The organism is Agrobacterium sp. LEGMi-208b (genome assembly GCF_059511785.1).
The window spans coordinates 1,968,902-1,994,295 of the sequence record NZ_CM183445.1 but is presented as its reverse complement, the minus strand read 5'-3'; the positions used below and the strand labels follow the sequence as shown (position 1 = coordinate 1,994,295).

Sequence of the window (25,394 nt, the reverse complement as noted above, 5' to 3'; positions counted from 1 at the left end):
TATGCGGAAAACCGCAAATGCACGTTGAAAACTAAGGAATGCAGGCAGTTGGAGCCGCATTCATTCACAATTCCATTTACTGATGTATTAGCTGTAACGTAAAAAAAGCAAGATACAACTCCAAGAAGTAACGAGTTATTTCCCCCTCTCAAGAGAAGAGCTTTCGCCTTTCGTTGCCTCTACATCGCCGGGAGAATAGTGTGCGGATGCCGTCGCTATGATTTTCATGGCAGCCGCGAGGAGCAGGATGGAAACGGGTAACACCAGCGCATTCCAGTCAGGCATCTCCTCCAGTTCTGCTACCAGCGTCACGAAATGCACGACGAGATAGAGAATAATCATCTGAAAGAAGAGATTCTTGAGTTCGGCGACGCCTTCAATGAGCATCCAGCGAGGCAGTTGCGCTCTCCAGTGTGCGGTTGGGCTGGCGACAAAGCCGACCGTAATTGCGCAGCCGAAAATCACGAGGACGATAGCGAATAGAAGCTTGTCCACGCCTTGCAATACTGCGGCGACGATTGCCTGATCCGGATTTACGCGCATCTGGACAAAGGCGTTGCCAATGGCCAGCAATCCTTCCCAGAACATAAGAAAAGAAGCTGCGATCACGCCGATGGACGCAAGCCCCATGACATACCGAAGGCTGAGCAAAAATGACAACATTGCTTCCTCTCCCCGATAGCGCTTGGAAACACACTGAACGCCAGTTTCCGCATCTCCGTTTCCGGCACTGTGCCTCAATTGTCATCGGAAGGGCAAGAATACATACCCAGGTCGCTATAATTCAGAAAAACTGGAAACCAATTTGTTTCCATCTGTCAGTTCCAGTCCCGTTTTGTGCTAAAACGCTTTTTGGCAATCTGGAGTTTCAATTTACAGTGCACTCAAAATCGATCGGTGACACTCGTGATAAACGACTTCATTCCCTGGCTTTACGACACATTATCGATCTCGGCTCGCCTGATTGCCGCTGTCGTGTTTGGAACGGTCATCGGCCTTGAGCGACAGTGGCGACAAGGTGCCACCGGGCTGACAACCCATGCGCTTGTGGCTTTTGGCGCCGCAGCTTATTGCGCATTGCCGGCTATTCTGGAGGTCAATGAAGACATTCGCATGGGCGGACAGGTCGTCACGGGAATAGGCTTCCTTGGTGCTGGTTTGATCATGCGCGACGGACTTAATATTCGCGGCTTGAGCACCTCGGCAACCGTATGGGCGACCGGCGCAATCGGTGTTTTGGCCGGCTATGGAAGATTGTTTGAAGCCACCGAAGCCACGCTCCTTATCCTGCTGATCAACATGGCCTCCCCGAAATTGGTCCGACTTGTCGAGCGCTTCGTGCCTCATCGTCCCGTTGCCGCACAACAGCATACGATCGAGGTTCGTACGGCCCCTGAAAATGAGGCAGAGGTCCGAGCGCGTCTGATGGCGCAGACCGGAGATCATCAACTGGCGGTGAAGTCGCTTGCACGGCGCGTCAATTCGACTGATCAAACAATTACCATTGATGTCGTCATTTCAGGGGACGTGATCGATAGCGACATCATTAGCGCCCTTGTCCAATCGCTTAGCCTTTCTCCGACCGTCCTCTATTGCGCTTACAGATAATTTTGATACGGCGGCTCGAGGCCTTAAATCCCCGGCCTGCCCGAACGCAGAAAGCCCGCTTGGTAGCGGGCTGTGTTTTTGGTTACGGGCAGGATCTAATTTTAACTTGCGATCATCGCAACCGCGTTGTGCGACCCTATCGGACTATTTCGTGCCGCAGCGTAGGAGCGACGGTGGCGCGACGGCCTGTATCCGCTATCCCTTGAGATAACGACGCATGCAATAGAGCAGCGTTGCCTGCTCTTCGCTCTCGCGAATGTCGATCACTCGTCCGAAAATGATCCGGTGAGTTGCTTCGTCGACGGCATTGATCAGCTCGCATTCAAAGCTGACCGAGGCGTCGGCCAGGATCGGAACACTCGTGAGGCCATCTTTCCATTCGCCAAGCGAAAACCGTTCCTCCATTGGCGTCTTTCCCCCAAAATGGATCGATATAGCTTCCTGGCCAGGCATCAACGTATTGACGCAGAAGTGGCGCGCATTCTCAAAAGCATGAAAACACGAACTGGCGCGATTGATGCAGACGAGAAGCGTTGGCGGCGTGTCGCTGACGCTGCAAACCGCCGAGGCGGTGAAGCCGTAACGCTTCCCGCCGTATCTGGTAGTGACGACGGTGACCGCAGAGCCGAGACGCGACATACCGTTGCAAAACGCGGCCTTGTCGACAATGTCGAAGCGGTGATTCACCATAGTCATGTCAGCCTCCTCCGGCTCAGCCAACGCTACGCCGCGAGTTCTTTTCGGACGATTTCCGCGCCCGCCGCGAGAGCATTTAGCTTGCCGCGCGCCACACGACGGGACAGCGGTGCCATGCCGCAGTTCGTGCATGGGCAAAGTTTGTCGGCATCGACGAATTGAAGGGCCTTTCGCAGGGTGGCGGCCACTTCTTCTGGGGTTTCGATGGTGTTGCTTGCGACGTCGATGGCCCCGACCATCACCTTCTTGCCCCGGACCAGTTCGATGAGATCCATCGGGACATGCGAGTTATGGCATTCCAGGGAGATCATGCCGATCCTGGATTTCTGCAGTTTGGGAAGGGTTTCCTCATACTGCCGCCATTCCGATCCCAGAGTCTTTTTCCAGTCCGTATTGGCCTTGATACCGTAGCCATAGCAGATGTGGACGGCAGTTTCGCACTTGAGCCCTTCGATCGCCCTTTCCAAAGTAGCAACACCCCAGTCATTTACCTCGTCAAAAAAGACGTTGAATGCGGGCTCGTCGAACTGAATGATATCGACGCCCGCAGCCTCCAGTTCCCTGGCCTCCTCGTTGAGGATCCTGGCAAATTCCCAGGCCAGTTTTTCCCGGCTTTTATAATGGGCATCAAAGAGTGTATCGATCATCGTCATCGGCCCCGGCAGGGCCCATTTGATAGGCTGCTTGGTCTGCTGACGCAGGAACTTGGCATCTTCAACGAAAACAGGCTTCTGACGAGACACGGCGCCGACGACCGTCGGGACACTCGCATCATAGCGATCCCGGATTCTGACGGTCTCGCGTTTTTCAAAATCAACCCCGTCGAGGTGCTCGATAAACGTCGTGACGAAGTGCTGGCGCGTCTGCTCACCATCGCTTACGATATCGATGCCGGCCTGTCGCTGATCGTCAAGGGACAGACGCAAAGCGTCCTGTTTGCCTTCGACCAATTCTTCATCCTGCAGTTTCCAGGGCGACCAGAGCTTCTCAGGCTCTGCAAGCCATGAGGGTTTCGGTAAGCTGCCGGCGGTTGACGTTGGCAACAGTGTTTTCATGATAGGCCACCTTATGCTTTTGGTTCGTCAGCGAACGTGATTGGCAGACCACTGCTCGAGAATGGTCTTGTACGGTTTTATGAGATGCTCCTCCGCAAACCTTCCCTGCTCGACAGCCAGGCGGCTACGCTCTTCACGATCGTAGACAATGCGAGTCAGTGAATAATCCTGGTGCTTCAGATTTGGTCGATAACAGGCACCCGCCGCGGAATTTGCGTTGTAGATCTCCGGCCGGTAGATCTTCTGAAACGTCTCCATCGTGCTGATGGTGCTGATGAGCTCCAGATTAGTGTAGTCATCGAGCAGATCGCCGAGAAAATAAAAGGCAAAAGGCGCAACGCTATTCGGCGGCATGAAAAAGCGAACCTGCAGCCCCATTTTCTGGAAGTAGAGATCCGTCGAAGACATTTCATCCTGTTGGTATTCTGCCCCCAAAACAGGATGCTGATTTCCGGTCCGGCGATATGTTTTGCTGCTCGATGCGCTCAGGCATATGACCGGCGGCTTTTTGAAGTGCGCTTTGTAAGCATCTGAGTTCAGGAAACATTTGAACAGGTTCCCGTGCAGATCGCCGAAATTCTCCGGCATGCTGAATTCAGGCCGGTTTTTATTATGCTCCGGCAGCACGATGCTGAAATCGTAGTCTCGGACATAGGAGGAGAAATTATTCCCGACGATGCCCTCGATGCGCTCGTTGCTTTTTCGGTCAACGATGTTCGTTTTCAATATTTCGATCAGAGGGAAGGCATCATGGTTCCCTCCAGCACCAATGGCCATCTCAACCGAAATGATTTCGAGTTCGACGGAATAACGATCGCCTTTCGGGTTATTCCAATGCGCCAGGGCGTTGAAACGATTGTCGATCATTCTCGAGGCGTTTCGAAGGTTGTCCCGCCGGTTCTCGCCTCTTGCGAGATTGGCAAAATTTGTCGTGGCCCGCGTATTGTCCGAGGGGCGATAGTCCTCATCGAAGGGAATGCTTTTAATCGTAAAGGTGAAGTCTGTGTTCATCGCGATCTGGCGTCCTCGTTCCGAGATCGAACCTGCATCGATTGCTCCATTGGTTCTCTCCGTCGGCAGTTTTCATACCCTCCGTCGTCGAGAGCCGTCCCTGTCTTATGCCTGAGCCATCATTCAGGAAAAATTGGTATTATCTCATTGAAGCATGAGCGATGTTCATGATTGGACGCGAGAATTGTTTTCTCTCGACAAGCCGGAGAGACGACAGAAGCGAGAACAACCGGACGTCGACTTCCTCCACATCACTGCAACAGACGCCTTGACCACGTCAGCGGCATGCGACATTGGTTCACTATCGTGGTTCTGCGGACGAAAGTCCGGAGCTAAGAGGGAATTCGGTGAGGGCTTTGCCTGAAGCCGAAGCTGCCCCCGCAACTGTAAGCGGCGAGCGAAAGTCCATTCAAGTCACTGAGGCCTGCCTCGGGAAGACGGACAGGAGCGACGACCCGTAAGCCAGGAGACCTGCCGCGATAGATAACGTCCACGGGCGGGGTGTCCCGGAGTGCCGCTTTCGCGACCGGCATTCCCGTGCCATCGTTTCTGCGTCATGTTCCTGCCCTGCCACAACCTGATGGCAGCGCCGATGACAAATATAAACAAGCCCATGCAGCAGCACGGCTCAACAACCAAGCTCATAGATATCGTCTTTCCGGGCGACACCAACCATCACGGCACCCTGTTCGGGGGCACCGGCCTCGCTCTCATGGATCGCGCTGCGTTCATCGCGGCTACCCGATTTGGGAGGGTCCCTTTCGTGACCGCCTCTTGTGAGCGCATCGATTTCGAACAGCCCGCACGCATCGGTCACATCGTCGAATTTGCGGCAAGACCAGTCAAGGCCGGTCGCCGTTCCCTTACCGTTGAAGTCGAAATGGTGGCGGAAACCATTGTCAGCCGTCAGCGGCACACCTGTACGCGCGGTATTTTCCACATGGTCGCGATTCCGGAGGATGAAGTGGCCGCGATCTACGCGTTGCCCGAGCTCGTTCCAGCGGAAGCCCCGGATATCAAAGATACCGTTGCCATGGTCGAGATCGTCTTCCCGGATCAGGCCAACAGCGCTGGTCGAATGTTCGGGGGCGAAGCAATCTCTTACATGACCAAAGCCGCATTCGTTGCCGCATCGCGCTACTCCGGCAAGCTGGTGGTCCTTGCTTCATCCGAACGCATCGACTTTGCGAGAACAATCGAGATCGGTGAAATCGTTGAGGCGCAGGCACGGGTAGAGCGCGTTGGCCGCAGTTCGATGTCCATCGAGACAAAACTCTGGTCGGAAAATCTTCTAACGGGAGAGAGGCACATTACGGCCACCGGACATTTCACCATGGTCGCGGTCGACATGAACCACCGGCCGGTTTCTGTGCACGATGATGCGCCGGGAGCGAGCGTCCCACCTGACCATGGGCGGGCATAACTATGCTGGACAGGCAACATCTGTCGATTCTGCGTGAAGTTGATCGCCTGGGCAGCCTGACGGCGGCGGCGGAGCGGCTGAATGTCTCCCAGTCCGCTCTCAGCCATACGATCCGCAAGCTCGAAGAGCGCTATGGCGTGGCGATGTGGGAGAAAGACGGTCGTAACCTCCGTCTCACCGAGGCCGGTCGCTACATCGTAACGGTGGCGCAGCGTGTTCTCCCCCAAATTGAGAGGGCCGAGAATGTCCTGTCGGATTATCGCCACGGCCAGAGGGGCTCGCTGAAGATCGGCATGGAATGCCATCCCTGCCACCAGTGGCTGATGGGAGTGACAAAGCCCTATCTCATGGAATGGCCGGATGTGGGTCTGGAACTGACGACCTCATTTGCCTCCGGCGGTGTGTCAGCGCTGACGGGATATGAGATCGATATCCTGATCACGCCCGACCCCATCGAGGCGCCCGGCATCCACTATCGTCCGGTGTTCGACTATGAGCTGGTGCTTGCCGTTCCCGCCGGCCATCCTCTGGCGCAGAAACGCCATGCCGAACCCGCGGACCTGCTTGATGAGACACTGTTCACCTATCCTGTCCCGCCGGAGCGGTTGGATGTGTTCACGCAATTTCTGGTGCCAGCCAATTGCCGTCCGCGTCACCACAGAAATGTCGAAACGACAGAAATGATGCTCCAACTCGTGGCGGCAGGCCGCGGGGTCAGCGCCATTCCCGACTGGCTGGTGCGTCGGGAAGCGGCAGCGCTCGGTGTCCGCCCCGTCCGTATTGGTCCGGACGGCATACAAAAAAGCATCCATCTCGGATTAAGAAATGGCGACGACGCCGTCGATTTCATCGCCGGGTTTGTTGAGACGTCGCACCAGAGATGAGCGTTATGAAACAGTGTGGCAATTGACGCTGTTATACCCAAAATTGCCGCCGTTACGGCCATGGTCAAGGGAGCACATGAATGCCTATTGATGGCCCGTCGTTGGTATGGCTGACAGAGGAGGCCGGAAGTGAGCTAAGAGCGGAAGCGCGTGCTTTCTGCCTACGGATGATCAATGAAGTCTACGAGATCGATTACACGCCAACTTGGCACGCCGATCTGGACTCGCTGCTGAGCGCTGGCACCGAGAACTGGTTTTCAGATGAGATGCGCGGACGTTTTCTCATCGTCCAAGGCGCCGGAGGGCGCATCGTCGCAACTGGAGGATTCTATGACTTGGAAAGAAAGCCATCAACGATGGACCGCTTGCGAGATCGTTACAGTGACGTGGAGAAGGTGTGTCAGATCGTCAGGGTCTATGTGGAACAACGCGCCCGAAGGAAAGGGCTAGGATCATTAATTGTGAAGGCTCTCGAGAGCAAGGCGCGCAAAGTCGGATACTTAGCCACATATCTTCATGCCGATGCGAAAACGCCTGGCGCGCTTGGCTTCTGGAGAAGTCAAGGTTACAGCGCGTTTGGTCGCTTCTCATATCCGTCATCGAGAGGAACGGATAGCAGTGTGGACTTCGAAAAGGTTGTCCACGAAGACGATTAATCAAAAACCATCTTCACGTTTTAATCGATTGGGCTACGACGATTAGCCTTGAGGTGCGCTCTACAGTAGACGAACGTGAAGCCCATGATAAAATCCGAGCCAGTTAAGACTGGCTTGGCTTACCGAGGTGTACGCATTAATTTCAGACCGCTTGGCGCCGGACAGGTTCTCCGGGCAGCGACCTAAAAGCTCACCGGCGGCTGTTCACCATAAAATGGGCCTCAGAGCCCCTCTTATCCATCGGATAAGCGGCATTATCAGGAATTGCCCCAGCGCCTGCTTTGCATCTGTGGGTCTCGGATTTTGTGTTTTATGTCAGGGATTTAGCGCCGACGATCGCAGTGCTAACCGAATCGAAATCTTCGGCTGTTGCGGGATCGTGTAGCGTAGGATTTGGTTGCGGGACCTGAGTGCACAGAGACTTGTTAATTCAAAGATATAGGCCGATTGGCACCCACGAACAGTGTAAATATCTCCGGCTCAAGCTGCCCAAACAGCCGTGTGGTAGGTTTTTCAACTGAAGGTGTAAAACTGCTTTCTGCCAAGACGTCCCCCTCTCCCTGGGAAATTTCGGCAAAAAAAAGAATCCGTCAAGGGTAGATCGTCACGAAATCAATCATAAATAGAACTCGTTAAAGTTGCCGACAGATAAACTCCAATGGGTCTGACTGTCGGAAAATTCTGATTCCAAGCGTTAGCTCCAGCGAACCACGCATGAATACGGCCTCGTCGGATGCCGAAAAAATTGAGAATTCGAGAAACAATCCAGCTACATGCACGATCAGCGCGAGGATAATCCCGCGCTGATCGAACTTACATCACTCACTCGGCAGGCTTTTGATCGCATCGAACACGCGAGCCGTATAGGTCAACGCAGCGCCGGCATTAAGCGAGATAGCCACGCCGAGGGCCTCGGCGATCTCTTCTTCGCTGGCACCCAGTTCGATGGCCTTCCTGCCATGAACGGCGATGCATCCGTCGCAGCGGGTCGTGACCGCAACGGCCAGAGCAATGATCTCGTGCATCTTCGGCTCAATCTTGCCGGTCTTGTCGCCGCTGGCTTCCATGATGTTCAACCCGCGAAGAACATCGGGGCTAAGCTTTGCGAAATCGCCGACGCGGCCGATCAGGGCGCCGCGGTATGAATTCCAGTCCTGCATGTTGCTCATGAAAGCCTCCTACTGGCGGCCGGCGGTGACGCCGCCGTCTACGGGAAGGATCGTGCCGGTGATCCATGATGCCTGTTCGGACGCCAGGAAAAGGATCGCTTCGGCGACGTCGCGCGGCTGGCCATTACGACCGAGCGGATGAAAGGCATTGAAGGTCGGCAGAACCTGTTTGACCTGATCGTCCGACAGGAAAGTGTTGTAGACCGGCGTTTCGACAACGGCCGGAGCGACGGCATTGATGCGGATATTATAGGGCGCAAGCTCTATGGCGAGGTTGCGAACCATGGCATGGACGCCGGCATTGATGCGGATATTATAGGGCGCAAGCTCTATGGCGAGGTTGCGAACCATGGCATGGACGCCGGCATTGGCCGCGGAATAGGCGGCCGACGGCGTTGCGCCAATCGCCTGGATCGCCCATAGGGAGCCGGTCTGGACGATCGCGCCGCCCTTTTCCTTCATCGCCTTCGCGGCGGCCTGTGCCGTGAAGAACTTGCCCTTCAGGATCGTGTCCAGATACCAATCGTAATCTGCCTCGGTCAGGTCGAGGAACGGTTTCGGATTGAAGACGCCCGCATTATTCACCAGCACGTCGAGCTTGCCGAACCTCGAAATAGCGGTATCAACGAGCGCGGCACCAGTCTCCGGCTTTGCGATGTCACCTGCAGACACGACGACATTCTGCCCGCTCGGATCGATCTCTTTCGCAGCAGCCTCCAGTTTTGCCAGATCGCGGCCATTGATGGCGACCTTTGCGCCCTCCGCCAGGAATCGGGCCGCAGCTTCCTTGCCAATGCCTGAGCCGCCACCAGTGATCGCAATTACCTTGTTTTCAAAACGCATTCTCTGTCTCCTTGTTATCTATCTAACGTTAGATAGGCAGCCTACTTATGGATTGCGTTTCGCGGATGCAAGCCCTATCTAACATTAGATAGAGAGGATTTTGAAAATGACCGATACGACGGCTGCTATTCTGGATGCTGCGGAGAGACGAATTCGAAGCGGCGGCTACAGCGGCTTCAGCTTCAGGGACGTGGCCGCAGATGTCGGCGTGAAAGCGTCTTCCGTCCATTACCATTTTCCAGCGAAGGAGAAGCTCGCCGCGGCTGTGGCCAAACGTTACACGGACCGTTTCATGGCTGCCGTGGACGCCGAGATCGACCGGGGAACGGGCGCCATAGAAGCCTGGAAACGGACCTTTTTCACCGCTTTGCGGCGTGACGGGCGCATGTGTCTGTGCGGCACGCTGGCGGCAACCTCACACGATCTGCCGGAAGAGGTGCGCATGGAAGTGAAACGTTTCTTCCTGCTGGGCATCGAAAAACTGGAGGCCGCCGGCCTCGGCAGGGAAGAGGCGTTTCATGCGCTTGCGACGCTGGAAGGCGCGATGCTGATCGCAAACGTTCTGGAAAACCCGTCAATATTCGAGAATGGCAGCGCTGCTCTCGTATGAGAGCATGCGCCGGCCAGGGAGGAAAGTCCGCCATGCAGAAGAAAGCGCCGGTCTATCTCAATGCGCTGCGCGCCTTCGAGGCCAGCGCTCGGCACGGCAGTTTTTCCGCGGCGGCAGAGGAACTCAACGTTACCGCGGCGGCGGTCGGCCAACTTGTACGCGGACTGGAAGAGTGGCTCGGCATGCCGCTCTTCCATCGCAGCACCTCGGGCAAAACCCGATTGAAGCTGACGGAGCCGGCGGAAAATGCACTTCCGGATATTCGCGCCGGTCTCGACAGGCTTGGCATCGGGCTGCAGCGCCTGCACGAATCGACGACGAGCGGCATCCTCAATGTTACCGTCAGTCCCGCCTTTGCGGCCAAATGGCTGATGCCTCGGATCGACCGTTTTCAGACCAGATGCCCGGACACGGATATCAGGATCGAGACGAGCCTGAAACTCGCCGATTTCAAGGCGCAGGGCCTCGATATCGGCGTGCGCTACGGCGACGGGACATGGCCGGAGCTTATCGCCGAGAAACTGATGGACGAGGATATTTTTCCCGTTTGCTCGCCCGGTTTTCACACCGCACATGATCTGGCATCACTACAGGACCTTCAAAACGCGCCTCTCATTCATGATCTGTCCGTTGACCCTTCGGTGGGTTTCATTGGCTGGCCGGCTTGGCTGGAGGCCGCGGGCGTCGCAGGGCCGCCACCGCAAAGAGGCATGAGGATCAACAACTCGGCTGCTGTGCTGCAGGCCGCGATCGAGGGGCGAGGCATCGCCCTGGCGAGAAGCATTCTCGCCCATGACGATTTGGCCGCCGGCCGGCTCAAAAGGCTTTTTCCCGATGTTCGGGTGGCCTCGAAACTGGCCTATTATGTTGTCTACCGAACAGAATATGCCGCGCTGCCGAAACTGAGGGCCTTCCGCGATTGGCTATTCGATGAAGCGCAGGCACGCTTCCTATCGTGAGATAGTTTTTCTTTCCCGTAGCGAAGAAAGTCTCATTTGTCCAAGAGGCGACTTCCGTTGAAGTTTGCGCATGCAAACTGCTGACGGCCGATGGCCGTGCACGAACCGAAAGGGAAATCATGGCCTACCTCGAAATTACGCTTCAAATCAAGGAAAGCGACCGCGCCGCGGCGGCGAACATCTATCAGAAATACAAGCAATCATTCCTGTCCGAGATCGCCGGAGCCACATCCAAGGAGTTGTTGATCCGTCCGGATGACGTTCAGGTCCTGCACGGCTTCAACACGAGCGACCATGCGAAAGCCTATCTCGAAAGCGCAATGTTCAACGACGATGTCGTGACCGGGCTGAAGCCCCTGCTTGTGGCGGCACCTGAAATCCGCATCTACGAGGTTGTCTGAGGGCCGGCGGAGTGCTCACTTCAGGTTCCAGCAATCAGATGATCCCTATCGGCACCAGACGCATACTCATTGTCGGCGGCGGACTTTCCGGCCTGGTGACGGCCTACAGGCTGCATCAGGCGGGCCTGCCCGTTTGCCTGATAGAAGCCCGCAGCCGTCTCGGCGGCCGCATCCTGTCGGCGGGCGAGGACAACCGCCCGTCGAACGACGGCCTCGATCTTGGACCGTCCTGGTTTTGGCCGGATATGACGCCGGAGATTTTGCCTCTTGTCGATGAACTCGGGCTGACATTCATTCCGCAACACACCGATGGCTTGATGCTTTTCCAGCGCTCGCAAGGCGGAATGCCGGAGCGCTATCCTTCATTTCGCCATCAACCTTCATCGATGCGGCTGGCGGGCGGCACCGGCGCCATGGTCTCGGCGCTGGCCGCTCGTCTCCCGCAGGATTGCCTGCACCTCGAATCGCGGGTTACCAATATCGCCCGCACGCAGGCCGGCCTTACCGTGAGAGTTTCGACGGCATCAGGTGTCGAAACAATCGAAGCCACGCATGTCGTCTTCGCATTGCCGCCGCGTCTCCTTGAGGCCACGGTGGAGTTCTCGCCGCCACCCGGGAACGCGACACGCGCCCTGTGGCGAGCCACACCGACCTGGATGGCCCCGCACGCGAAGTTTTTCGCCATTTACGAAAGGCCGTTCTGGCGCGAAGCCGGCTTGTCAGGTGCTGCACAAAGCATGGCCGGGCCATTGGTTGAAATCCACGATGCGACGACGGCGTCCGGCAAGGCTGCGCTTTTCGGATTTGTCGGCATTGCCGCCCGGAGCCGGATGCAACTCAATGAAAAGGCCCTGCTTTCCGCCTCCATCGCCCAACTCGGCCAGATATTCGGTGCGGAAGCACTCCATCCGGTTGCCACGCTTTACAAGGACTGGGCCATCGACACCCTGACCGCGACGGAGCTTGACCTGACGGCCGCAGGACATCCCGCGGGCGGCCAACATGACTGGGTCGATGTGGACTGGAGCGGGTGGATTACCCTCTCCGGCAGTGAAACCTCAGCCAATTCGCCCGGCTATCTGGCGGGAGCCATTGAAGCAGGCGAGCGGGCCGCAGCAGACCTTATTCGCGGTAATTCAGATGTCATTGAACCTGCCTCACCGAAAGGGCAATAGCGCATGAAATCCACCTACAAGGCCGTGCAGATATCCAGCCCCGGAAAGTTAGAGATTGTCGAGCGGCCGACGCCCTCACCGCCGGCCGGCGAAGTGTTGATCGCCGTGGAAGCCTGCGGCATCTGCGGCGCCGATGCCGGCGACATCGATCGCGCCGATCCGGCACTTCAGCCGTCCCGGGTGCCGGGGCATGAGGTCGTCGGACGGATCGTCGCTCTCGGCGCCGATACGCCGGCGATCTGGAAAATCGGCCAGCGCGTGGGTGTCGGCCGTCTCGGCGGCCATTGCAACGAATGTGACCAATGCCGGCGCGGCCGCTTCAATCTCTGCCGCAACCAGCCCGTATTGGGATCGTCAAGGGACGGCGGCTATGCGGAAATGATGACGGCCAGAGCAACCGGGCTTGTATCGATCCCCGACGATCTTTCTTCGGAGGAAGCGGCCCCCATCCTTTGCGCCGGCATCGCCACCTTCAATGCGCTCAAGAAAAGCGGCGCGGAAGCAGGCGATACGGTGGTCGTCCTCGGCATTGGCGGCCTCGGTCATATGGCATTGCAATATGCCCGGAAGATGGGATTTCGTGTCGTCGCCATTGGCCGCGGTGCGGATATAGCCGAGGTCGCGCTCAGCCTTGGTGCCCACCGATATATTGATACAAATGCCGAAAGCGCGGTCGACATCCTCCTTGAAATGGGCGGCGCAAAGGCGATCCTGACAACGATTGGCAATGTAACAGCGGTCGCCGATCTCATGCTCTCGGTGGCTCCCGGCGGGCGCCTTGTCGTGCTCGGTATCGGCAAGGACCCCCTTCCCGTTTCCACGGGCTTCCTCGTCGGCGGCGAACGCGGAGTGATCGGCTCGATCACGGGCTCTCCCTTCGAAAACGAAAAGACGCTGGATTTCAGCGTTCTGACCGGAATTCGACCGATGATCGAAACCATGCCGCTGGAGCGCGCCCCCGAAGCGGTGGAACGCATGAGATCCGGCGATGTCCGGTTCCGGATGGTGCTGACCATGGGAGATCGGGCCGATGCTGATCAATGAAGACCTGACCGTCCCCGTCATCGTCCACGCATCGAGGCTCAACTGGACCCCGAGCCCGGCAGCCGGCGTTGATCGACGGATGTTATATCGCGTCGGAGCGGAGGTGGCGCGAGCAACGTCGATTGTACGTTATGCGCCGGGCAACGCATTTCCGCGCCATGTCCACGCCGGCGGCGAGGAAATACTGGTTCTCGAAGGCGTATTTCAGGATGAACACGGCGACTACCCGGCCGGCACCTATTTCCGCAACCCGCCGGGGACGTCCCATGTGCCGGCATCCATCAACGGCTGCACGATTTTCGTTCGCCTCTGGCAATTTCGTGAAGGCGATGACGTGCAGATCGTCAAACAAGCGGGAGATGGTGTGCAAGGCACTGCGCGCAGCGAAAGCATATCCTCTCGGATACTGTTCGATGACGGTCACGAGCGCGTCTGCATCGAACAATGGCGCCAGAACACACAGGTCCGCGTCGAAAACCCTTCCGGGCTGGAATTTCTCGTCATTTCGGGGAGCATGATCCGGGACGGAGAAATACTATCCTGCGAATGCTGGGGGCGATTGCCGGCCGGAACGGATATGGACGTCACCACCGGCACCGATGGCGTGCGGATATGGCTGAAGCGAGGCCCTCTCCTGCATCCTGACGTGTTGCGCATGCCGGAGTAGGCGCATCGACTGCCGCCACTTATGAATATCTCGATCTGAAGGAATATGACGAATGAACATCGTCAAACCGACATCCTGCGAGGACGCGGGTTCATCGGAATATGAAACCATTGCGTCAAGGAACGTTTGGATATTGACGGCGGCGCAGTCTCTTGGCGGCGCCAACTCTCCCATCGTCATTTCGCTGGGAGGGCTGGTCGGTCAGCAACTGGCCTCAAACCCGGCTGCCGCTACCTTGCCGGTCAGCCTGCTCAATCTCGGGCTTGCCGCCGGAACGCTGCCGGCGGCAGCCATGATGCTCCGGTTCGGCCGCAGGGCGGGTTATCTCCTTGGAGCAACCCTTGGCATCGCGGCCGGCCTGGTAGCGACGATCGGCGTCGTCCAGTCCAGTTTTGCGCTCTTTTGCATCGGCACCTTCCTCGCCGGCTTTTATAGTTCCTACGTGCAGAGCTACCGCTTCGCGGCCACGGACGGCCTCACAGGCGCCGATCGCGACAAGGCGATCTCCCGTGTGATGATCGGCGGCCTGATCGCGGCCGTGATCGGGCCGCAACTGGTAATCTGGACGCGCGAGGCCTTTCCGGGTCATTCTTTCGCGGGTAGTTTTCTCAGCCAGGCGGTGCTGGCCGGCCTTGCCATACCGGTCCTGCTATACCGCCGCCGCCCGCCCCTGTCGGGACTGACACGGGCCGATACGACAGGCGTCCGTCCCCTCTCCCGCATACTGCTTTCGCCGCGCTATATGCTGGCCGTCGCCACAGGTGTCGTGTCTTATGGGCTCATGACCTTTGTCATGACCGCCGCCCCGATGGCGATGGTGGGCCACGGCCATTCCGTCGATTCCGCTGCCCTCGGCATCCAATGGCATGTCCTGGCCATGTTCGGGCCCAGTTTCTTCACCGGTCGTCTGATGGCACGTTTCGGCAAGGAGCGGGTTGCCGCCGTTGGCCTTCTCTTGATCGGCATATCGGCCCTGATCGCGCTCGGCGGTCTCGACATCGCGCATTTCTGGGGTTCGCTGATCCTGCTGGGTATCGGCTGGAATTTCGGCTTCATCGGCGCCACGGCCATGGTCGCGGATTGCCATACGCCGGCAGAGCGCGGTAAGGCACAGGGCGCAAACGATTTTCTGGTCTTCGGAACGGTTGCTTGCGCTTCGTTCTTCGCCGGCTCGCTTCTCTATAATTCGGGATGGGGCAGCATCAACAGACTCGTCCTGCCCGCCGTAGCGATCATTCTTGTACCTTTGGTCTGGCAGGCCGCCCGATTGACGAAAAGCCGATAAACAGAGCGACGAGAAATGACATCCATATCAATCTGGAGATCGGCATTGGTTTTGCTGGCGGCATTCGTCACGGCCGTAACGCTCGCATTCTCCTCACCGTCTGAAGCGAAATCGCTTTGTTCGAAAAGTGAAGTCCTGACCGTGCTACTACCGGATCCCGCGTCGGGCCGCCGCTACGAAATCTATATCAGCCTGCCCGCAGATTATTCGGAGCGCCCAGAAAGAACCTATCCCCTGGTCGTCATCGCCGATGGGGGTCGCGCCTTTCCAAAGTTGAGCTGCGACGCCCGCGTGCTCGCACAAAGCGGCCAAGTCGATGAGGCCGTTATCGTCGGCCTTTCCTATGCGCTCGGAGAGAAGCTGGAGGACAGTCGCCGTCGCGATTACACGCCTGTACAGCTCCCGGAAAGCGGCAGAATCTATGGCGGTGCCGCCGCCTATCAAAACTATCTGCGCGACGTCGTCCTGCCTTATGTTGAGGATCGCTACCGGATCGCATCCGGCCGCCGCGTTTTCTGGGGACATTCCTATGGAGGGCTGCTCGGTGCCCATATCCTTCTGACCGAACCTGCGCTTTTCCAGACCTATATCCTCGGCAGCCCATCCTTCTGGTTCGCCGATGAAGCCATCTACAGGCTCGAAGACGACTACGCCCGAAGACGCCACCAACTCAATGCGCATGTGCTCTTCTATGTCGGGGGCCTCGAGACGTCTCGCCAAGATCCTGCGCGGCAGGGAAAGACGCGCGATATGGTCACCGGCATGCAGAAGTTCCAATCCCGTCTTCGCTCACGCGGCTACGAGGGATTGAATATGTCCTCGAAGGTCATAGAGGGCACAGATCACATCAGCGCCGTAAGGCCGGGTTTCATGTGGGGGCTCCAGGCGACGCTCGGCCACTGACTTTTGTGTTGCGAAAACGAGCGTTCGGGTTCTACTGGCTAGCTTGCTTCGGTCCGCGGAAAAGATATCAGCGCCCGAAGCCCGCCTTCCGCCCGGTTTGACAGTGTGAGCTGCCCTCCATGGGCGCGAATGATGGACAGGGCGATCGCAAGCCCCAACCCCATCCCGCCTGTTTCCCGGCTGCGTGAACTTTCCAGCCTGTAAAGCGGCTCGAAAACATGCGTGAGTTCCTCTTCGGGAATACCGGGGCCTGCGTCATCGATCGTGATTTCGATCTTCCCCGGCACCTTATGGATTGCAAGCTCGGCGCGGCCGCCATATTTCACGGCATTGTCGATCAGATTGGTCAATGCGCGTTTTAGCGTTGCCGGGTCGCAGGCGTAGATGATCGGCTGAGCGGTATCCATATGGACCGGCAGGCCGGCATCGGCAAGATCATCCGCCATGCTCTCCATCAGGGCCGCAAGGTCCGTCGGACGGCGGACCGGCTGTTGTGTCGCACCGCTCGCGAATTCCAGTGTCGTTGCGACCATTTTATTGAGGTCGGCTATGGTCGAGAGCATTTTCTCCCGCTCGGCCGCATCTTCGACATTCTCCACCCTCAGCCGCAACAGCGTCAGCGGCGTGCGGAAATCGTGAGAGATGGCGGCCAGCATTTTCGTGCGATCATCGATCATGCCGCGCAAGCGCGCCTGCATGGCGTTGAAGGCGCGTGCGGCCTGCCGGGTCTCGACCGTTCCGACCTCCGGCATCGGCGGCGCGTTCAGGTCTTCCCCCAGTCGCAGAGCTGCCTTTGAAAGCGCCGTCAGCGGTGACGATACCCGCCGGACGACCCAGATCGTCACCAGCACGGTTATCGCTGCCATCATCCCCATCGACACGAGGAAGCGCAGGGAAAAGGCGCCGCCGCTTTCGGGCAGAACCGTATTAAAGGTCAGCCACTGTCCTTGCTCAACCGGAATGGCGACGTGCAACTCGCGAAATCCCGCGAACGGACCCAGGCTGCCAAACCCGGACATCATCGGGGTCTCGCCCATGCCATGCTGCGCCATCATTCGTTCTGCCATGCCCGCCATCATGCCGCGCGGCCGGGAGGCCGAGACCCGCGGTTCGGAAGAACCATCCAGCGAGAGGCGCTCGATAAGGAGCTGTTTCAGTGCCTCCGCCGCAGATGTGTCGCTGTCGGTCAATATCGCCGGGGGCGGCTCCGGCGAAAGCGCGACGTTAAACGTCTCGTCGCTGGAATCCTGCGTGATACGATCCCGCCACTCCGCGGGTGCATCGCGCACGAGCCGTGTCAGGTTCGTGATCCGTTGTGCTATCGCGAAACCGCCGACCGCACGCACAATCTGTCCGCGGTCGGCGCTGTATATCCATGTGCCGATGAGATGGGACGCCAACAAACCGGCCAGAAGAATAAGCAAAGTCTGGCCGAACAGGCTCTGTGGAAGCAAGCGCTTCATGCGGATGTTACCTCTGGCACAAACAAATAGCCGCCGCCCCAGACGGTCTTGATAATTTTCGGTGTGGTGGGGTCGACCTCGATTTTTTTACGCAGCCGGCTCACCTGCGTATCGATGCTGCGGTCGAACGAGCCGGCGGCCCTTCCCCGGGCCAGATCCAGAAGTTGATCGCGGCTCAGTACCCGTCCGGGTCTTTCTATCAAGACAAGCAGAAGATCGAACTCACCGGTGCTGAGCGGCACCGTAATCCCGTCATCACGCTGGAGTTCTCTTGCACCGGTGTCGAGGCGCCAGCGGTCGAAACAATATTGCCCGGCGCGCCGGGTCTGCTCTGCCACCCCCTCATTCTCGCTCCGGCGCAGCACCGCCCTTATCCGGGCGATCAATTCACGGCTGCCGAAAGGCTTCGAGACATAATCGTCGGCGCCGAGCTCAAGACCGACGACGCGGTCGATCTCGTCTCCCTTGGCCGTCAGCATGATGATCGGGATCGCCGATTGCGCGCGCAACCCTCGACAGAGCGAGAGACCGTCCTCCCCCGGCAGCATCAGGTCAAGGATGATAAGGTCGATGTGAGCATCCGCCATGACCTTTCGCATCGCCCGCCCGTCGGCGGCGACACTGGTGCGAAAACCCTCCTTGACGAGCGCGCGCGAGACCAGTTCGCGGATTTCGCGGTGATCGTCGACGATGAGTATATGAGGACTGCTTTGCATGACTTTCAACTTATCCCAATCATGAAGAGACTGTCTGGAAAAGATGAAACAAGTTTTGCCTGAAAGCCTCTCTGTAACAACTTGTCACAAAAGCGCAGCGTCCTGAAAAACTTGGGTGACGTTTGCCGCGCCAGATGGTGGCCATTGAACGGCTAAAACCATCTGGAGAAAACCATGAACCGCAGAACGAAACTCGCCACGATTTCCATCCTCTCGCTGCTCACCGGCGTGACAATAATCGCCCTGTATCACAGTTTCGGCCCGGTTCGGCCCTTCCCGGTACCGGCGAGCTTCAACGGAATGTCACCCATGACCGAAATGAGGAATGGAATGGGCTGGATGATGCTGTTCGGGCCGCTCGCCATGCTCCTCACCTTCGGCGGCTTCGTTACCCTGACCGTTTTGCTGGTCACCTCGCTTGGCCAGTCTTCGGCAAAGCCCGACTGACAGTCGCCGGCTATGCTTTCATAGCCTTGGTCTTCCTGCCACCTGCGGACCCGACCTCAATGACGGTCCGATTGTGGGAAAAATCGCGAGATTGAACAATGACCCATCCTATCTCACGCCGCAGCTTTCTTGCGGCTTCCGCCGCCACGACCGCCGCACTGTTCTTGCCCGCCCGCGTCGGGGCCGCCCCCGGCGCAGCCACGCTCACCGCCACGACACGCACGATCGAGGTGGCAGGACGCGCCGCCACCGTCATGGGGCTCGTCAATGCGAAAGGCGGGCTCGGACTTACCCTTGATCCCGGACAACGATTTCGCGTGGATCTGACCAACGGGCTCGACAGAGAGACAATCATCCATTGGCACGGCCAGATTCCGCCCAATGCCCAGGACGGCGTGCCCAACACCAGCCCGATGCTGGGCCCGGGTGAAACGCGTTCTTACGATTATGCCGCCAGACCGGGCACCTTCTGGATGCATAGCCACATTCCGGCACAGGAGGTCGGCCTTCTCGCCGCACCGCTGATCGTGCGTTCTGAGGCCGATCTTGCCGCTGACCGGCAGGAGGTGGTGCTGTTTCTGCACGACTTCTCCTTCAAGGCGCCTGAGGCCGTGCTCCAAGAAGCGGCAGGCGGAACGGGCATGGATCACGCCGCGATGGGCCATGGCGGCGCACCGGACACAAAAGCAATGCCGGAAATGTCCGGTATGATGGACATGGCATCCATGAAGATGGATCTGAACGATTTCGAGTTTGACGCCTATCTGGCGAATGATCGCACGCTCGATGACCCGGACGTGGTGCGCGTCGAACGCGGCGGACGGGTTCTCCTGCGGGCGGTGAACGCCTCGTCGATGACGTCTTTCTGGATAGATCTCGGGACCGTGCGCGGACGGCTCGTGGCCACCGATGGCGAAGCCTGCGTCCCGCACGAGGCGACCCGTTTCGGCTTCGCCTCCGCCCAGCGGCTCGACATCGAGATCGAGATGCCGGCTGACGGAGCGGCGCTGCCGGTCCTCTGCCTTCGCGAAGGTGGGCGGCAACGGACAGGCATCGTCCTTGCACCCGAACGCGCAGCCATCGCCCGGATAGCCGATCTGTCGGACACGCAACACCCGGCCTTCTCCCGCAATCTCGCCCAGGAGAGCGTATTGCGCGCCATGACGCCCTTGGCAGAGCGCGAGGTCGCCCGACGCCACGATGTCGTGCTGGATGGTTCGATGATGCCCTATCGGTGGACGATCAACGGCCGCGGCTGGGGCGATCGCACCCCCATTGCAGCCCGCACCAGTGAGCGGGTGGAGATAACATTCCACAACATGTCGATGATGGCCCATCCCATGCACCTGCACGGCCATGTCTTCCAGGTGGTCGGTGTCGGCATGCGGCGTATAGCAGGCGCCTTGCGCGATACCATCCATATCCCGCCTATGAACAGGGTGACGATCGCATTCGATGCCGGTGAGGCCGCACCGTGGATGCTCCATTGTCATCACATGGGTCACCTGGAAACCGGCATGATGACGGAGTTTCAGGTTCAGGCTTAGGACTTGCGGGAGGAAAAGGAGCGCCGGCTCCGACCGGGCGGGCGCTCCTTGCCCTGTCCGGATCATGGCAGGGGCGAACGCCCCATCTCTCGGGCAAGTTCGAGGAAACCTTCGATATAGGAGGTCGTCTCCTCGCCGCGGCGCACGCCGAGATTGATGCTCTTGCGAATACCCGCTTCGCCAAGGCTGAGTGCCCGAATTGGCAATCCGGCGGCATCTTCCTGCAAAAGCCAATCCGGCAGGACAGTGACTCCCCTTCCCGCGCAAACGAGTTGCAGCATCAGATCAATGGTCTCGGCGGTACGATGCTGACGGGGTCTGCAATGGGCAGGAACCAGAAACCGGGTATATATGTCCAGCCGTTCCAGGGTTACCGGCACGGTGACCAGCTCCTGATCAATCAAATCCTGGGGCCGCACAAAAGCCTGCCTGGCAAGCGGATGTGTCTCATGCACCATCAGGACAAGTTCGTAATCGAAAACAGGTGTGAATAGCAGCTCCGGCGTATCAACCGGATCCGGGGTAATGAGCAGATCGACTTCGAAGCCGAGAAGCGCTTCGACGCCATCAAAGCGAAAAGCCGTGCGAACATCGAAATCGACATCGGGCCAGCGTGTGAGATAGGGAGTGGCGATACGCGACAACCAGCGCTGACATGGATGACATTCCATACCAACGCGCAACGCTCCTCTTCGCCCCAACGCAAAGTCTGTCAGGACCCGTTCCGCATACTCCATCTGCGGCAATATCCGTTCGGCGACGCTCAACAGGTATTCTCCAGCTTGGGTCAATCGCAATCCGCGGCCTGTCTTTGTCCAGACCTTGATGCCCTGGCGTTCCTCGAACTTGGCGACCGTATGGCTGAGCGCCGACTGCGTGACGTTCAGCCTCTCGGCAGCCGCGGTGACACTGCCACGGCGGCTGACTTCCCGTAAAATCGCTAGATGCTGCCGGTCGAGCATTATGAACTATCCTCATTGCCAAATGAAATAATACCATTTCCGCTCATAATGTATTGAGACTAACCTTTTCGTCAACGGGTGGACCCAGCCTTAATGGACGAAAGGACATAGCAGTGACAAAACCGGCGACTGCGGCCCAGCACGCGATGAGCAATGGATTTTCTCCCTCGATTTTCGACGAGGTCATTGATCGCAAGAACAGCAACTCGATGAAATGGGCTTATGCGGACAAGTTGCTGGCACCGCACGAAGCTGTGGCCGATCCCCTGCCGATGTGGGTCGCCGATACCGATTTCAAAGCGCCTCAAGCTGTCATCGACGCACTGCATGACGCCGTCGAGCACGGGGTATTCGGTTATCCCGGCGGTGCAACCCGGTCCTATGTGGACGCCGTGGTCGGCTGGCAGCAACGGCGCTTCGGCTGGGATGTGCCGAAAGAATGGGTTCTCCAGACCTCGGGCATCATCACCACCTTGAAGACAGCAGTGCAGGCTTTTTCGGCGCCGGGCGATACCGTCCTGATCCAGCCGCCGGTCTATGCACATTTCCATAACGACGTTCTGTTGAACGGCCGTCATCTGGCCTTTGCACCGCTCGAATTCACCGGCGACGGCTATCGCTTCAATGAAAAAATCTTCGAAGCGGCCATACGCGGCAACACGAAGATTTTCATCCTGAGCCACCCCCATAACCCCACTGGAAATGTCTGGTCGGAAGACGAATTGCGCGCAATGGGCGAAATTTGCGTCCGCAACGGCGTCCTCGTCATTTCCGATGAGATCCATGAGGATCTCATTCTCAATCCGGACAGGAAACACATTCCCTTCGCCTCGCTCGGCGAGGAATTCGCACAAAACAGCATCACCTGTACCGCCCCGAGCAAGACCTTCAATCTGCCGGGGCTGCAAAGCGCCAATGTCTTCGTCCCGAACAGAAGGCTGCGGGAAGAATTACGCCGTCAATATGAGCGCAACGTCTTCGAACTGGTGAACATCATGGGGATGGTCGCCGCAGAGGCGGCTTATGCCCACGGCGAACCGTGGCTTGAGGAGATGCTGACCTATCTGCGCGCAAATCACGCACATTTCGCCAGATCGATCAACGCAGCGGACCCGCGCCTAAAAGTCCTTCCTACCGACTCCCTCTATCTGGCGTGGATGGATTGCCGCAGCCTCGGACTGGATGCCGAAGCGCTTAACAAATTCATGCTGACCAAGGCGCGGGTCTGGCTCGACAAAGGCCAGAAATTCGGGATCGAGGGACACGGCTTCATGCGCGTCAATCTCGGCTGCCCACGCTCCACGGTTGATGAAGCGATCCGGCGCATTACCGCCGCCGTCGCCGTGCTTTGAGCGGGGGCCGATATCGCGGTCAATCGAACAGGCGCATTCAATCAAGACATAATGGAATAGGGAAACCAACCGAACCGGGCAGCGGAGAAATCGGCAAAAAGCCCCCGCTGCCGGCTCACAACTGGGAGAATAACAATGAAAATGACAATTGCGCTCGCCACCCTCGCAATGGCGACACTTACGGGCGGCGTCGCTTCGGCCGGCACGATGGCCGATGTTCAGGCGCGTGGCAAACTGAATTGCGGCGTAAGCACCGGCCAACCCGGCTTCTCCGCACCCGATGCATCCGGTGCCTGGCAGGGTCTGGACATTTCCTATTGTCGAGCCGTTGCCGCAGCGGTCCTGAAAGATCCCCAGGCGGTAACTTTCGTTCCGACCACGGCGCAGACCCGTTTTTCGGCCCTCGCTTCGGGTGAAATCGATATCCTCTCGCGTACGACGACCTGGACCTTCTCACGCGATGTCGATCTGAAATTCACTTTCGCGGGCGTGACATATTATGACGGCCAAACATTCATGGTCCCCCGGAGCCTGGGAATAACCTCCGCCAAGGATCTCAACGGCGCCACCGTCTGTATCACGAGCGGAACAACCACGGAACTCAACCTCGCCGAATACTTTAAAAAGAACAACCTCACCTATGAACCGGTTCCCGTCGAGAACGGCGCTGAGAACCAGCAGAAATACCTGGCAGGCGCATGCGACGTCATGACGAGTGACGGTTCCGATCTGGCCTCCATCCGCTCCAGTTTCGCGAACCCTGATGACCACATCATTCTTACCGAGGTTATGTCGAAGGAGCCGCTGGGACCGCTGGTTCGCCAGGGAGACGACCAATGGGCCGACCTCGCGCGCTGGACGCTGAATGCGCTCATCTCCGCCGAGGAACTTGGCATCACGGCCGAGAATGTAAAACAACTCGCCGCCAGCACCGACAATCCGGAAATCAAACGCCTTCTGGGCAAAGATGGAGACCTCGGCAAGCAACTCGGTCTCGACGCCGCCTGGGCGGAACGTGTGATCGCAGCGGGCGGAAATTACGGCGAACTCTTCGCAAAAAACCTTGGTGAGCAAACCCGGATCAAATTGTCCCGCGGGCAGAATGCTCTGTGGGAACAGGGTGGCCTGATGTATGCGCTGCCGTTTCGTTGATGCGCTTTTGCGGCGTGGACCTGTCCACGCCGCATCGCATTTTATGAATTCAAACTCATCGCGCGACCAGCGCGGACCAAGGTAACCCTCCACTGCTACATGGAGACAACTCATGACTACGAGAAACGCCGCTCGGAACGAGCCGTTTCGCCTCGGCATGCTCCTTCGCGACACCCGTTACCGCAATGGCACGATCCAGATCATAACCTTCGTACTCTTGGCAATCGGCCTTTTCTGGCTTGTCGACAACACGATGCGGAACCTTACGGCACTGGGGAAGGATTTCTCCTTTGATTTCCTGTGGCGCACCGCCGGCTATGACATATCGCAACGGCCGATCGACTACTCGAGTGCGAATACTCATGCGCGTGCAGCCTTGGTGGGATTGCTCAATACCCTGATCATCGCCGCAATGGCCTGTATCACCGCAACTGTCCTCGGTATATTCGCGGGCGTCCTGCGGCTTTCCAACAACTGGATCGTCGGGCGGCTGATGACACTCTATGTGGAGAGTTTCCGCAATGTGCCGGCGCTTCTGTGGATTATCGTCATCGCTGCGATCATGTCCGAGGCAATGCCTGCGCCAACCGATTTCCGCGGCGAAAATCCTGACGCCTCGATGCTTCTATGGAACAGCGTTGCAGTGACAAACCGGGGAATTTACGTTCCTTTGCCGGGTTTTTCGCGCAGTCTTGGACAAGTCGACCTCCCCTTTGGGTCCGTCAGCCTCGATTTACTAGCCATTGCCGCTGTGCTTGCCGGTTCGTTCGCCATGCATCGCCTCCTCTTCGACAATGCGCAGCGGCGGCAAAGCCGCACCGGCAAGCGTCCCCATATCTGGTGGAAGAGCGTCGCCGTTTTCGCGATACCTTCTCTGGCATTGCTGTATTCGCTCGGATTTTACTTGCAGCTTCCCGAATTGAAGGGGCTGAATTTCACCGGTGGCTTACAGCTTCGAAATTCCCTGATCGCGCTCTGGATCGGGCTCAGCATCTACACCGGGGCGTTTATCGCCGAGATCGTGCGCTCGGGCATTCTCGCTGTTTCTCGGGGGCAAACGGAAGCGGCCCATGCCCTCGGCCTGCGGCCGGGACAAACGATGCGTCTGGTGATCCTGCCGCAGGCTCTCCGCATCATCGTTCCACCGCTCATTTCGCAATATCTGAATATCACCAAGAATACGTCGCTGGGGCTTGCGGTAGGCTACATGGACCTGCGCTCCACGCTTGGCGGCATCACCATCAACCAAACCGGCCGCGAACTCGAGGGAATGCTGCTCATGATGCTGGTCTACGTCTCTATCAGCCTCACCATTTCCGGCGCCATGAATATCTACAATAACCGTATCATGCTGAAGGAGCGCTGA

The 25,394-nt window shown here is 58.1% G+C and carries 26 protein-coding genes and 1 riboswitch; of the genes, 17 read left to right on the top strand and 9 right to left on the bottom strand.

The annotated features are described in order from the left end of the window. Positions 1–135: 135 nt before the first annotated feature. Positions 136–663 (bottom strand): YqhA family protein, encoded by a 528-nt coding sequence (locus AC5YUO_RS09665; RefSeq protein WP_496153141.1) that lies wholly within the window; start codon positions 661–663, stop codon positions 136–138. 243 nt (positions 664–906) lie between these two features. Here AC5YUO_RS09665 and AC5YUO_RS09660 point away from each other — a divergent pair, with 243 nt between their 5' ends. Continuing rightward, the gene (locus AC5YUO_RS09660) at positions 907–1,608 is read left to right on the top strand and encodes an MgtC/SapB family protein (RefSeq protein ID WP_496153140.1); all 702 of its coding nucleotides are present in this window, start codon (positions 907–909) and stop codon (positions 1,606–1,608) included. 195 nt (positions 1,609–1,803) lie between these two features. Here the strand turns inward: AC5YUO_RS09660 and AC5YUO_RS09655 are convergent, their stop codons facing one another. From AC5YUO_RS09655 to AC5YUO_RS09645, 3 genes are read right to left on the bottom strand one after another with little or no spacing between them, the layout of a single operon-like run. Continuing rightward, on the bottom strand, positions 1,804–2,304 hold the full coding sequence (locus AC5YUO_RS09655; protein ID WP_496153139.1) for a flavin reductase: 501 nt from the start codon (positions 2,302–2,304) through the stop codon (positions 1,804–1,806). A 26-nt stretch (positions 2,305–2,330) separates the two neighbouring features. Next, positions 2,331–3,359 carry a methionine synthase gene (locus AC5YUO_RS09650; protein ID WP_496153138.1) on the bottom strand — a complete coding sequence of 343 codons (1,029 nt, stop codon included), beginning with the start codon at positions 3,357–3,359 and terminating at the stop codon, positions 2,331–2,333. 27 nt (positions 3,360–3,386) lie between these two features. Beyond that, the gene (locus tag AC5YUO_RS09645) at positions 3,387–4,370 is read right to left on the bottom strand and encodes a DUF1852 domain-containing protein (RefSeq protein ID WP_496153137.1); all 984 of its coding nucleotides are present in this window, start codon (positions 4,368–4,370) and stop codon (positions 3,387–3,389) included. Between the two features lie 290 nt (positions 4,371–4,660). Beyond that, a riboswitch (cobalamin riboswitch) is annotated at positions 4,661–4,863 on the top strand. Between the two features lie 63 nt (positions 4,864–4,926). Here AC5YUO_RS09645 and AC5YUO_RS09640 point away from each other — a divergent pair. From AC5YUO_RS09640 to AC5YUO_RS09630, 3 genes are all read left to right on the top strand, one after another. Beyond that, positions 4,927–5,793, top strand: coding sequence for an acyl-CoA thioesterase (locus AC5YUO_RS09640; RefSeq protein ID WP_496153136.1), 867 nt, complete (start codon positions 4,927–4,929; stop codon positions 5,791–5,793). Between the two features lie 2 nt (positions 5,794–5,795). Then, positions 5,796–6,677 carry a LysR family transcriptional regulator gene (locus AC5YUO_RS09635; protein WP_496153135.1) on the top strand — a complete coding sequence of 294 codons (882 nt, stop codon included), beginning with the start codon at positions 5,796–5,798 and terminating at the stop codon, positions 6,675–6,677. A gap of 80 nt (positions 6,678–6,757) precedes the next feature. Next, positions 6,758–7,333, top strand: a complete 576-nt coding sequence (locus tag AC5YUO_RS09630) for a GNAT family N-acetyltransferase (protein ID WP_496153134.1) — start codon at positions 6,758–6,760, stop codon at positions 7,331–7,333. A gap of 818 nt (positions 7,334–8,151) precedes the next feature. Here AC5YUO_RS09630 and AC5YUO_RS09625 read toward each other — a convergent pair. Then, on the bottom strand, positions 8,152–8,502 hold the full coding sequence (locus AC5YUO_RS09625; RefSeq protein WP_496153133.1) for a carboxymuconolactone decarboxylase family protein: 351 nt from the start codon (positions 8,500–8,502) through the stop codon (positions 8,152–8,154). Positions 8,503–8,511: 9 nt separating this feature from the next. Continuing rightward, positions 8,512–9,345 carry an SDR family NAD(P)-dependent oxidoreductase gene (locus tag AC5YUO_RS09620; protein ID WP_496153132.1) on the bottom strand — a complete coding sequence of 278 codons (834 nt, stop codon included), beginning with the start codon at positions 9,343–9,345 and terminating at the stop codon, positions 8,512–8,514. A 106-nt stretch (positions 9,346–9,451) separates the two neighbouring features. Between AC5YUO_RS09620 and AC5YUO_RS09615 the strand changes: the two genes are divergently transcribed. From AC5YUO_RS09615 to AC5YUO_RS09580, 8 genes are all read left to right on the top strand, one after another. Further along, entirely contained in the window at positions 9,452–9,955 is a 504-nt protein-coding gene (locus tag AC5YUO_RS09615; RefSeq protein WP_496153131.1) for a TetR/AcrR family transcriptional regulator, read from the top strand. Positions 9,956–9,987: 32 nt separating this feature from the next. Next, positions 9,988–10,914, top strand: coding sequence for a transcriptional regulator GcvA (gcvA, locus tag AC5YUO_RS09610; protein WP_496153130.1), 927 nt, complete (start codon positions 9,988–9,990; stop codon positions 10,912–10,914). A gap of 119 nt (positions 10,915–11,033) precedes the next feature. Continuing rightward, positions 11,034–11,315 (top strand): hypothetical protein, encoded by a 282-nt coding sequence (locus AC5YUO_RS09605; protein ID WP_496153129.1) that lies wholly within the window; start codon positions 11,034–11,036, stop codon positions 11,313–11,315. 38 nt (positions 11,316–11,353) lie between these two features. Then, entirely contained in the window at positions 11,354–12,490 is a 1,137-nt protein-coding gene (locus tag AC5YUO_RS09600; protein ID WP_496153128.1) for a flavin monoamine oxidase family protein, read from the top strand. A 3-nt stretch (positions 12,491–12,493) separates the two neighbouring features. Further along, positions 12,494–13,534: an alcohol dehydrogenase gene (locus AC5YUO_RS09595; protein WP_496153127.1), complete on the top strand. Its 1,041-nt coding sequence runs from the start codon at positions 12,494–12,496 to the stop codon at positions 13,532–13,534. Continuing rightward, complete coding sequence (locus tag AC5YUO_RS09590; protein WP_496153126.1) at positions 13,521–14,201, top strand: cupin domain-containing protein; 681 nt, start codon at positions 13,521–13,523, stop codon at positions 14,199–14,201. Before AC5YUO_RS09595 ends, AC5YUO_RS09590 begins: the two co-directional genes overlap by 14 nt. A 52-nt stretch (positions 14,202–14,253) precedes the next feature. Continuing rightward, complete coding sequence (locus AC5YUO_RS09585) at positions 14,254–15,486, top strand: MFS transporter (protein ID WP_496153125.1); 1,233 nt, start codon at positions 14,254–14,256, stop codon at positions 15,484–15,486. A gap of 45 nt (positions 15,487–15,531) precedes the next feature. Continuing rightward, positions 15,532–16,389: an alpha/beta hydrolase gene (locus tag AC5YUO_RS09580; protein ID WP_496153124.1), complete on the top strand. Its 858-nt coding sequence runs from the start codon at positions 15,532–15,534 to the stop codon at positions 16,387–16,389. Positions 16,390–16,427: 38 nt separating this feature from the next. Here the strand turns inward: AC5YUO_RS09580 and AC5YUO_RS09575 are convergent, their stop codons facing one another. Together AC5YUO_RS09575 and AC5YUO_RS09570 are read right to left on the bottom strand one after the other, a co-directional pair. Then, the gene (locus AC5YUO_RS09575; protein WP_496153123.1) at positions 16,428–17,852 is read right to left on the bottom strand and encodes an ATP-binding protein; all 1,425 of its coding nucleotides are present in this window, start codon (positions 17,850–17,852) and stop codon (positions 16,428–16,430) included. Beyond that, a complete protein-coding gene (locus AC5YUO_RS09570; protein WP_496154838.1) occupies positions 17,849–18,568 on the bottom strand; it encodes a response regulator in 720 nt (239 codons plus the stop codon). The genes AC5YUO_RS09575 and AC5YUO_RS09570 overlap by 4 nt, the downstream gene beginning before the upstream one ends. A gap of 174 nt (positions 18,569–18,742) precedes the next feature. On the opposite strand from AC5YUO_RS09570, the gene AC5YUO_RS09565 reads away from it, so the two are divergent. Together AC5YUO_RS09565 and AC5YUO_RS09560 are read left to right on the top strand one after the other, a co-directional pair. Then, positions 18,743–19,015, top strand: coding sequence for a hypothetical protein (locus tag AC5YUO_RS09565; protein ID WP_496153122.1), 273 nt, complete (start codon positions 18,743–18,745; stop codon positions 19,013–19,015). A 98-nt stretch (positions 19,016–19,113) separates the two neighbouring features. After that, the gene (locus AC5YUO_RS09560; RefSeq protein WP_496153121.1) at positions 19,114–20,562 is read left to right on the top strand and encodes a multicopper oxidase family protein; all 1,449 of its coding nucleotides are present in this window, start codon (positions 19,114–19,116) and stop codon (positions 20,560–20,562) included. 62 nt (positions 20,563–20,624) lie between these two features. Here the strand turns inward: AC5YUO_RS09560 and AC5YUO_RS09555 are convergent, their stop codons facing one another. After that, positions 20,625–21,524, bottom strand: coding sequence for a LysR family transcriptional regulator (locus AC5YUO_RS09555; protein WP_496153120.1), 900 nt, complete (start codon positions 21,522–21,524; stop codon positions 20,625–20,627). A 113-nt stretch (positions 21,525–21,637) separates the two neighbouring features. Here AC5YUO_RS09555 and AC5YUO_RS09550 point away from each other — a divergent pair, with 113 nt between their 5' ends. The 3 genes from AC5YUO_RS09550 (at position 21,638) to AC5YUO_RS09540 (ending at position 25,394) form a co-directional block, all read left to right on the top strand. After that, a complete protein-coding gene (locus AC5YUO_RS09550; RefSeq protein WP_496153119.1) occupies positions 21,638–22,876 on the top strand; it encodes a MalY/PatB family protein in 1,239 nt (412 codons plus the stop codon). A gap of 135 nt (positions 22,877–23,011) precedes the next feature. Beyond that, entirely contained in the window at positions 23,012–24,028 is a 1,017-nt protein-coding gene (locus tag AC5YUO_RS09545; RefSeq protein WP_496153118.1) for an amino acid ABC transporter substrate-binding protein, read from the top strand. A gap of 112 nt (positions 24,029–24,140) precedes the next feature. After that, positions 24,141–25,394 (top strand): amino acid ABC transporter permease, encoded by a 1,254-nt coding sequence (locus AC5YUO_RS09540; protein ID WP_496153117.1) that lies wholly within the window; start codon positions 24,141–24,143, stop codon positions 25,392–25,394.

What these genes read in the sequence shown, in the direction of transcription:
- AC5YUO_RS09665 (WP_496153141.1), bottom strand. Translation starts at nt 663, where the DNA reads ATGTTGTCATTTTTGCTCAGCCTTCGGTATGTCATGGGGCTTGCGTCC.
- AC5YUO_RS09655 (WP_496153139.1), bottom strand. Translation starts at nt 2,304, where the DNA reads ATGACTATGGTGAATCACCGCTTCGACATTGTCGACAAGGCCGCGTTT.
- AC5YUO_RS09650 (WP_496153138.1), bottom strand. Translation starts at nt 3,359, where the DNA reads ATGAAAACACTGTTGCCAACGTCAACCGCCGGCAGCTTACCGAAACCC.
- AC5YUO_RS09645 (WP_496153137.1), bottom strand. Translation starts at nt 4,370, where the DNA reads ATGAACACAGACTTCACCTTTACGATTAAAAGCATTCCCTTCGATGAG.
- AC5YUO_RS09640 (WP_496153136.1), top strand. Translation starts at nt 4,927, where the DNA reads ATGTTCCTGCCCTGCCACAACCTGATGGCAGCGCCGATGACAAATATA.
- AC5YUO_RS09635 (WP_496153135.1), top strand. Translation starts at nt 5,796, where the DNA reads ATGCTGGACAGGCAACATCTGTCGATTCTGCGTGAAGTTGATCGCCTG.
- AC5YUO_RS09630 (WP_496153134.1), top strand. Translation starts at nt 6,758, where the DNA reads ATGCCTATTGATGGCCCGTCGTTGGTATGGCTGACAGAGGAGGCCGGA.
- AC5YUO_RS09625 (WP_496153133.1), bottom strand. Translation starts at nt 8,502, where the DNA reads ATGAGCAACATGCAGGACTGGAATTCATACCGCGGCGCCCTGATCGGC.
- AC5YUO_RS09620 (WP_496153132.1), bottom strand. Translation starts at nt 9,345, where the DNA reads ATGCGTTTTGAAAACAAGGTAATTGCGATCACTGGTGGCGGCTCAGGC.
- AC5YUO_RS09615 (WP_496153131.1), top strand. Translation starts at nt 9,452, where the DNA reads ATGACCGATACGACGGCTGCTATTCTGGATGCTGCGGAGAGACGAATT.
- gcvA (WP_496153130.1), top strand. Translation starts at nt 9,988, where the DNA reads ATGCAGAAGAAAGCGCCGGTCTATCTCAATGCGCTGCGCGCCTTCGAG.
- AC5YUO_RS09605 (WP_496153129.1), top strand. Translation starts at nt 11,034, where the DNA reads ATGGCCTACCTCGAAATTACGCTTCAAATCAAGGAAAGCGACCGCGCC.
- AC5YUO_RS09600 (WP_496153128.1), top strand. Translation starts at nt 11,354, where the DNA reads ATGATCCCTATCGGCACCAGACGCATACTCATTGTCGGCGGCGGACTT.
- AC5YUO_RS09595 (WP_496153127.1), top strand. Translation starts at nt 12,494, where the DNA reads ATGAAATCCACCTACAAGGCCGTGCAGATATCCAGCCCCGGAAAGTTA.
- AC5YUO_RS09590 (WP_496153126.1), top strand. Translation starts at nt 13,521, where the DNA reads ATGCTGATCAATGAAGACCTGACCGTCCCCGTCATCGTCCACGCATCG.
- AC5YUO_RS09585 (WP_496153125.1), top strand. Translation starts at nt 14,254, where the DNA reads ATGAACATCGTCAAACCGACATCCTGCGAGGACGCGGGTTCATCGGAA.
- AC5YUO_RS09575 (WP_496153123.1), bottom strand. Translation starts at nt 17,852, where the DNA reads ATGAAGCGCTTGCTTCCACAGAGCCTGTTCGGCCAGACTTTGCTTATT.
- AC5YUO_RS09570 (WP_496154838.1), bottom strand. Translation starts at nt 18,568, where the DNA reads ATGCAAAGCAGTCCTCATATACTCATCGTCGACGATCACCGCGAAATC.
- AC5YUO_RS09565 (WP_496153122.1), top strand. Translation starts at nt 18,743, where the DNA reads ATGAACCGCAGAACGAAACTCGCCACGATTTCCATCCTCTCGCTGCTC.
- AC5YUO_RS09560 (WP_496153121.1), top strand. Translation starts at nt 19,114, where the DNA reads ATGACCCATCCTATCTCACGCCGCAGCTTTCTTGCGGCTTCCGCCGCC.
- AC5YUO_RS09555 (WP_496153120.1), bottom strand. Translation starts at nt 21,524, where the DNA reads ATGCTCGACCGGCAGCATCTAGCGATTTTACGGGAAGTCAGCCGCCGT.
- AC5YUO_RS09545 (WP_496153118.1), top strand. Translation starts at nt 23,012, where the DNA reads ATGAAAATGACAATTGCGCTCGCCACCCTCGCAATGGCGACACTTACG.
- AC5YUO_RS09540 (WP_496153117.1), top strand. Translation starts at nt 24,141, where the DNA reads ATGACTACGAGAAACGCCGCTCGGAACGAGCCGTTTCGCCTCGGCATG.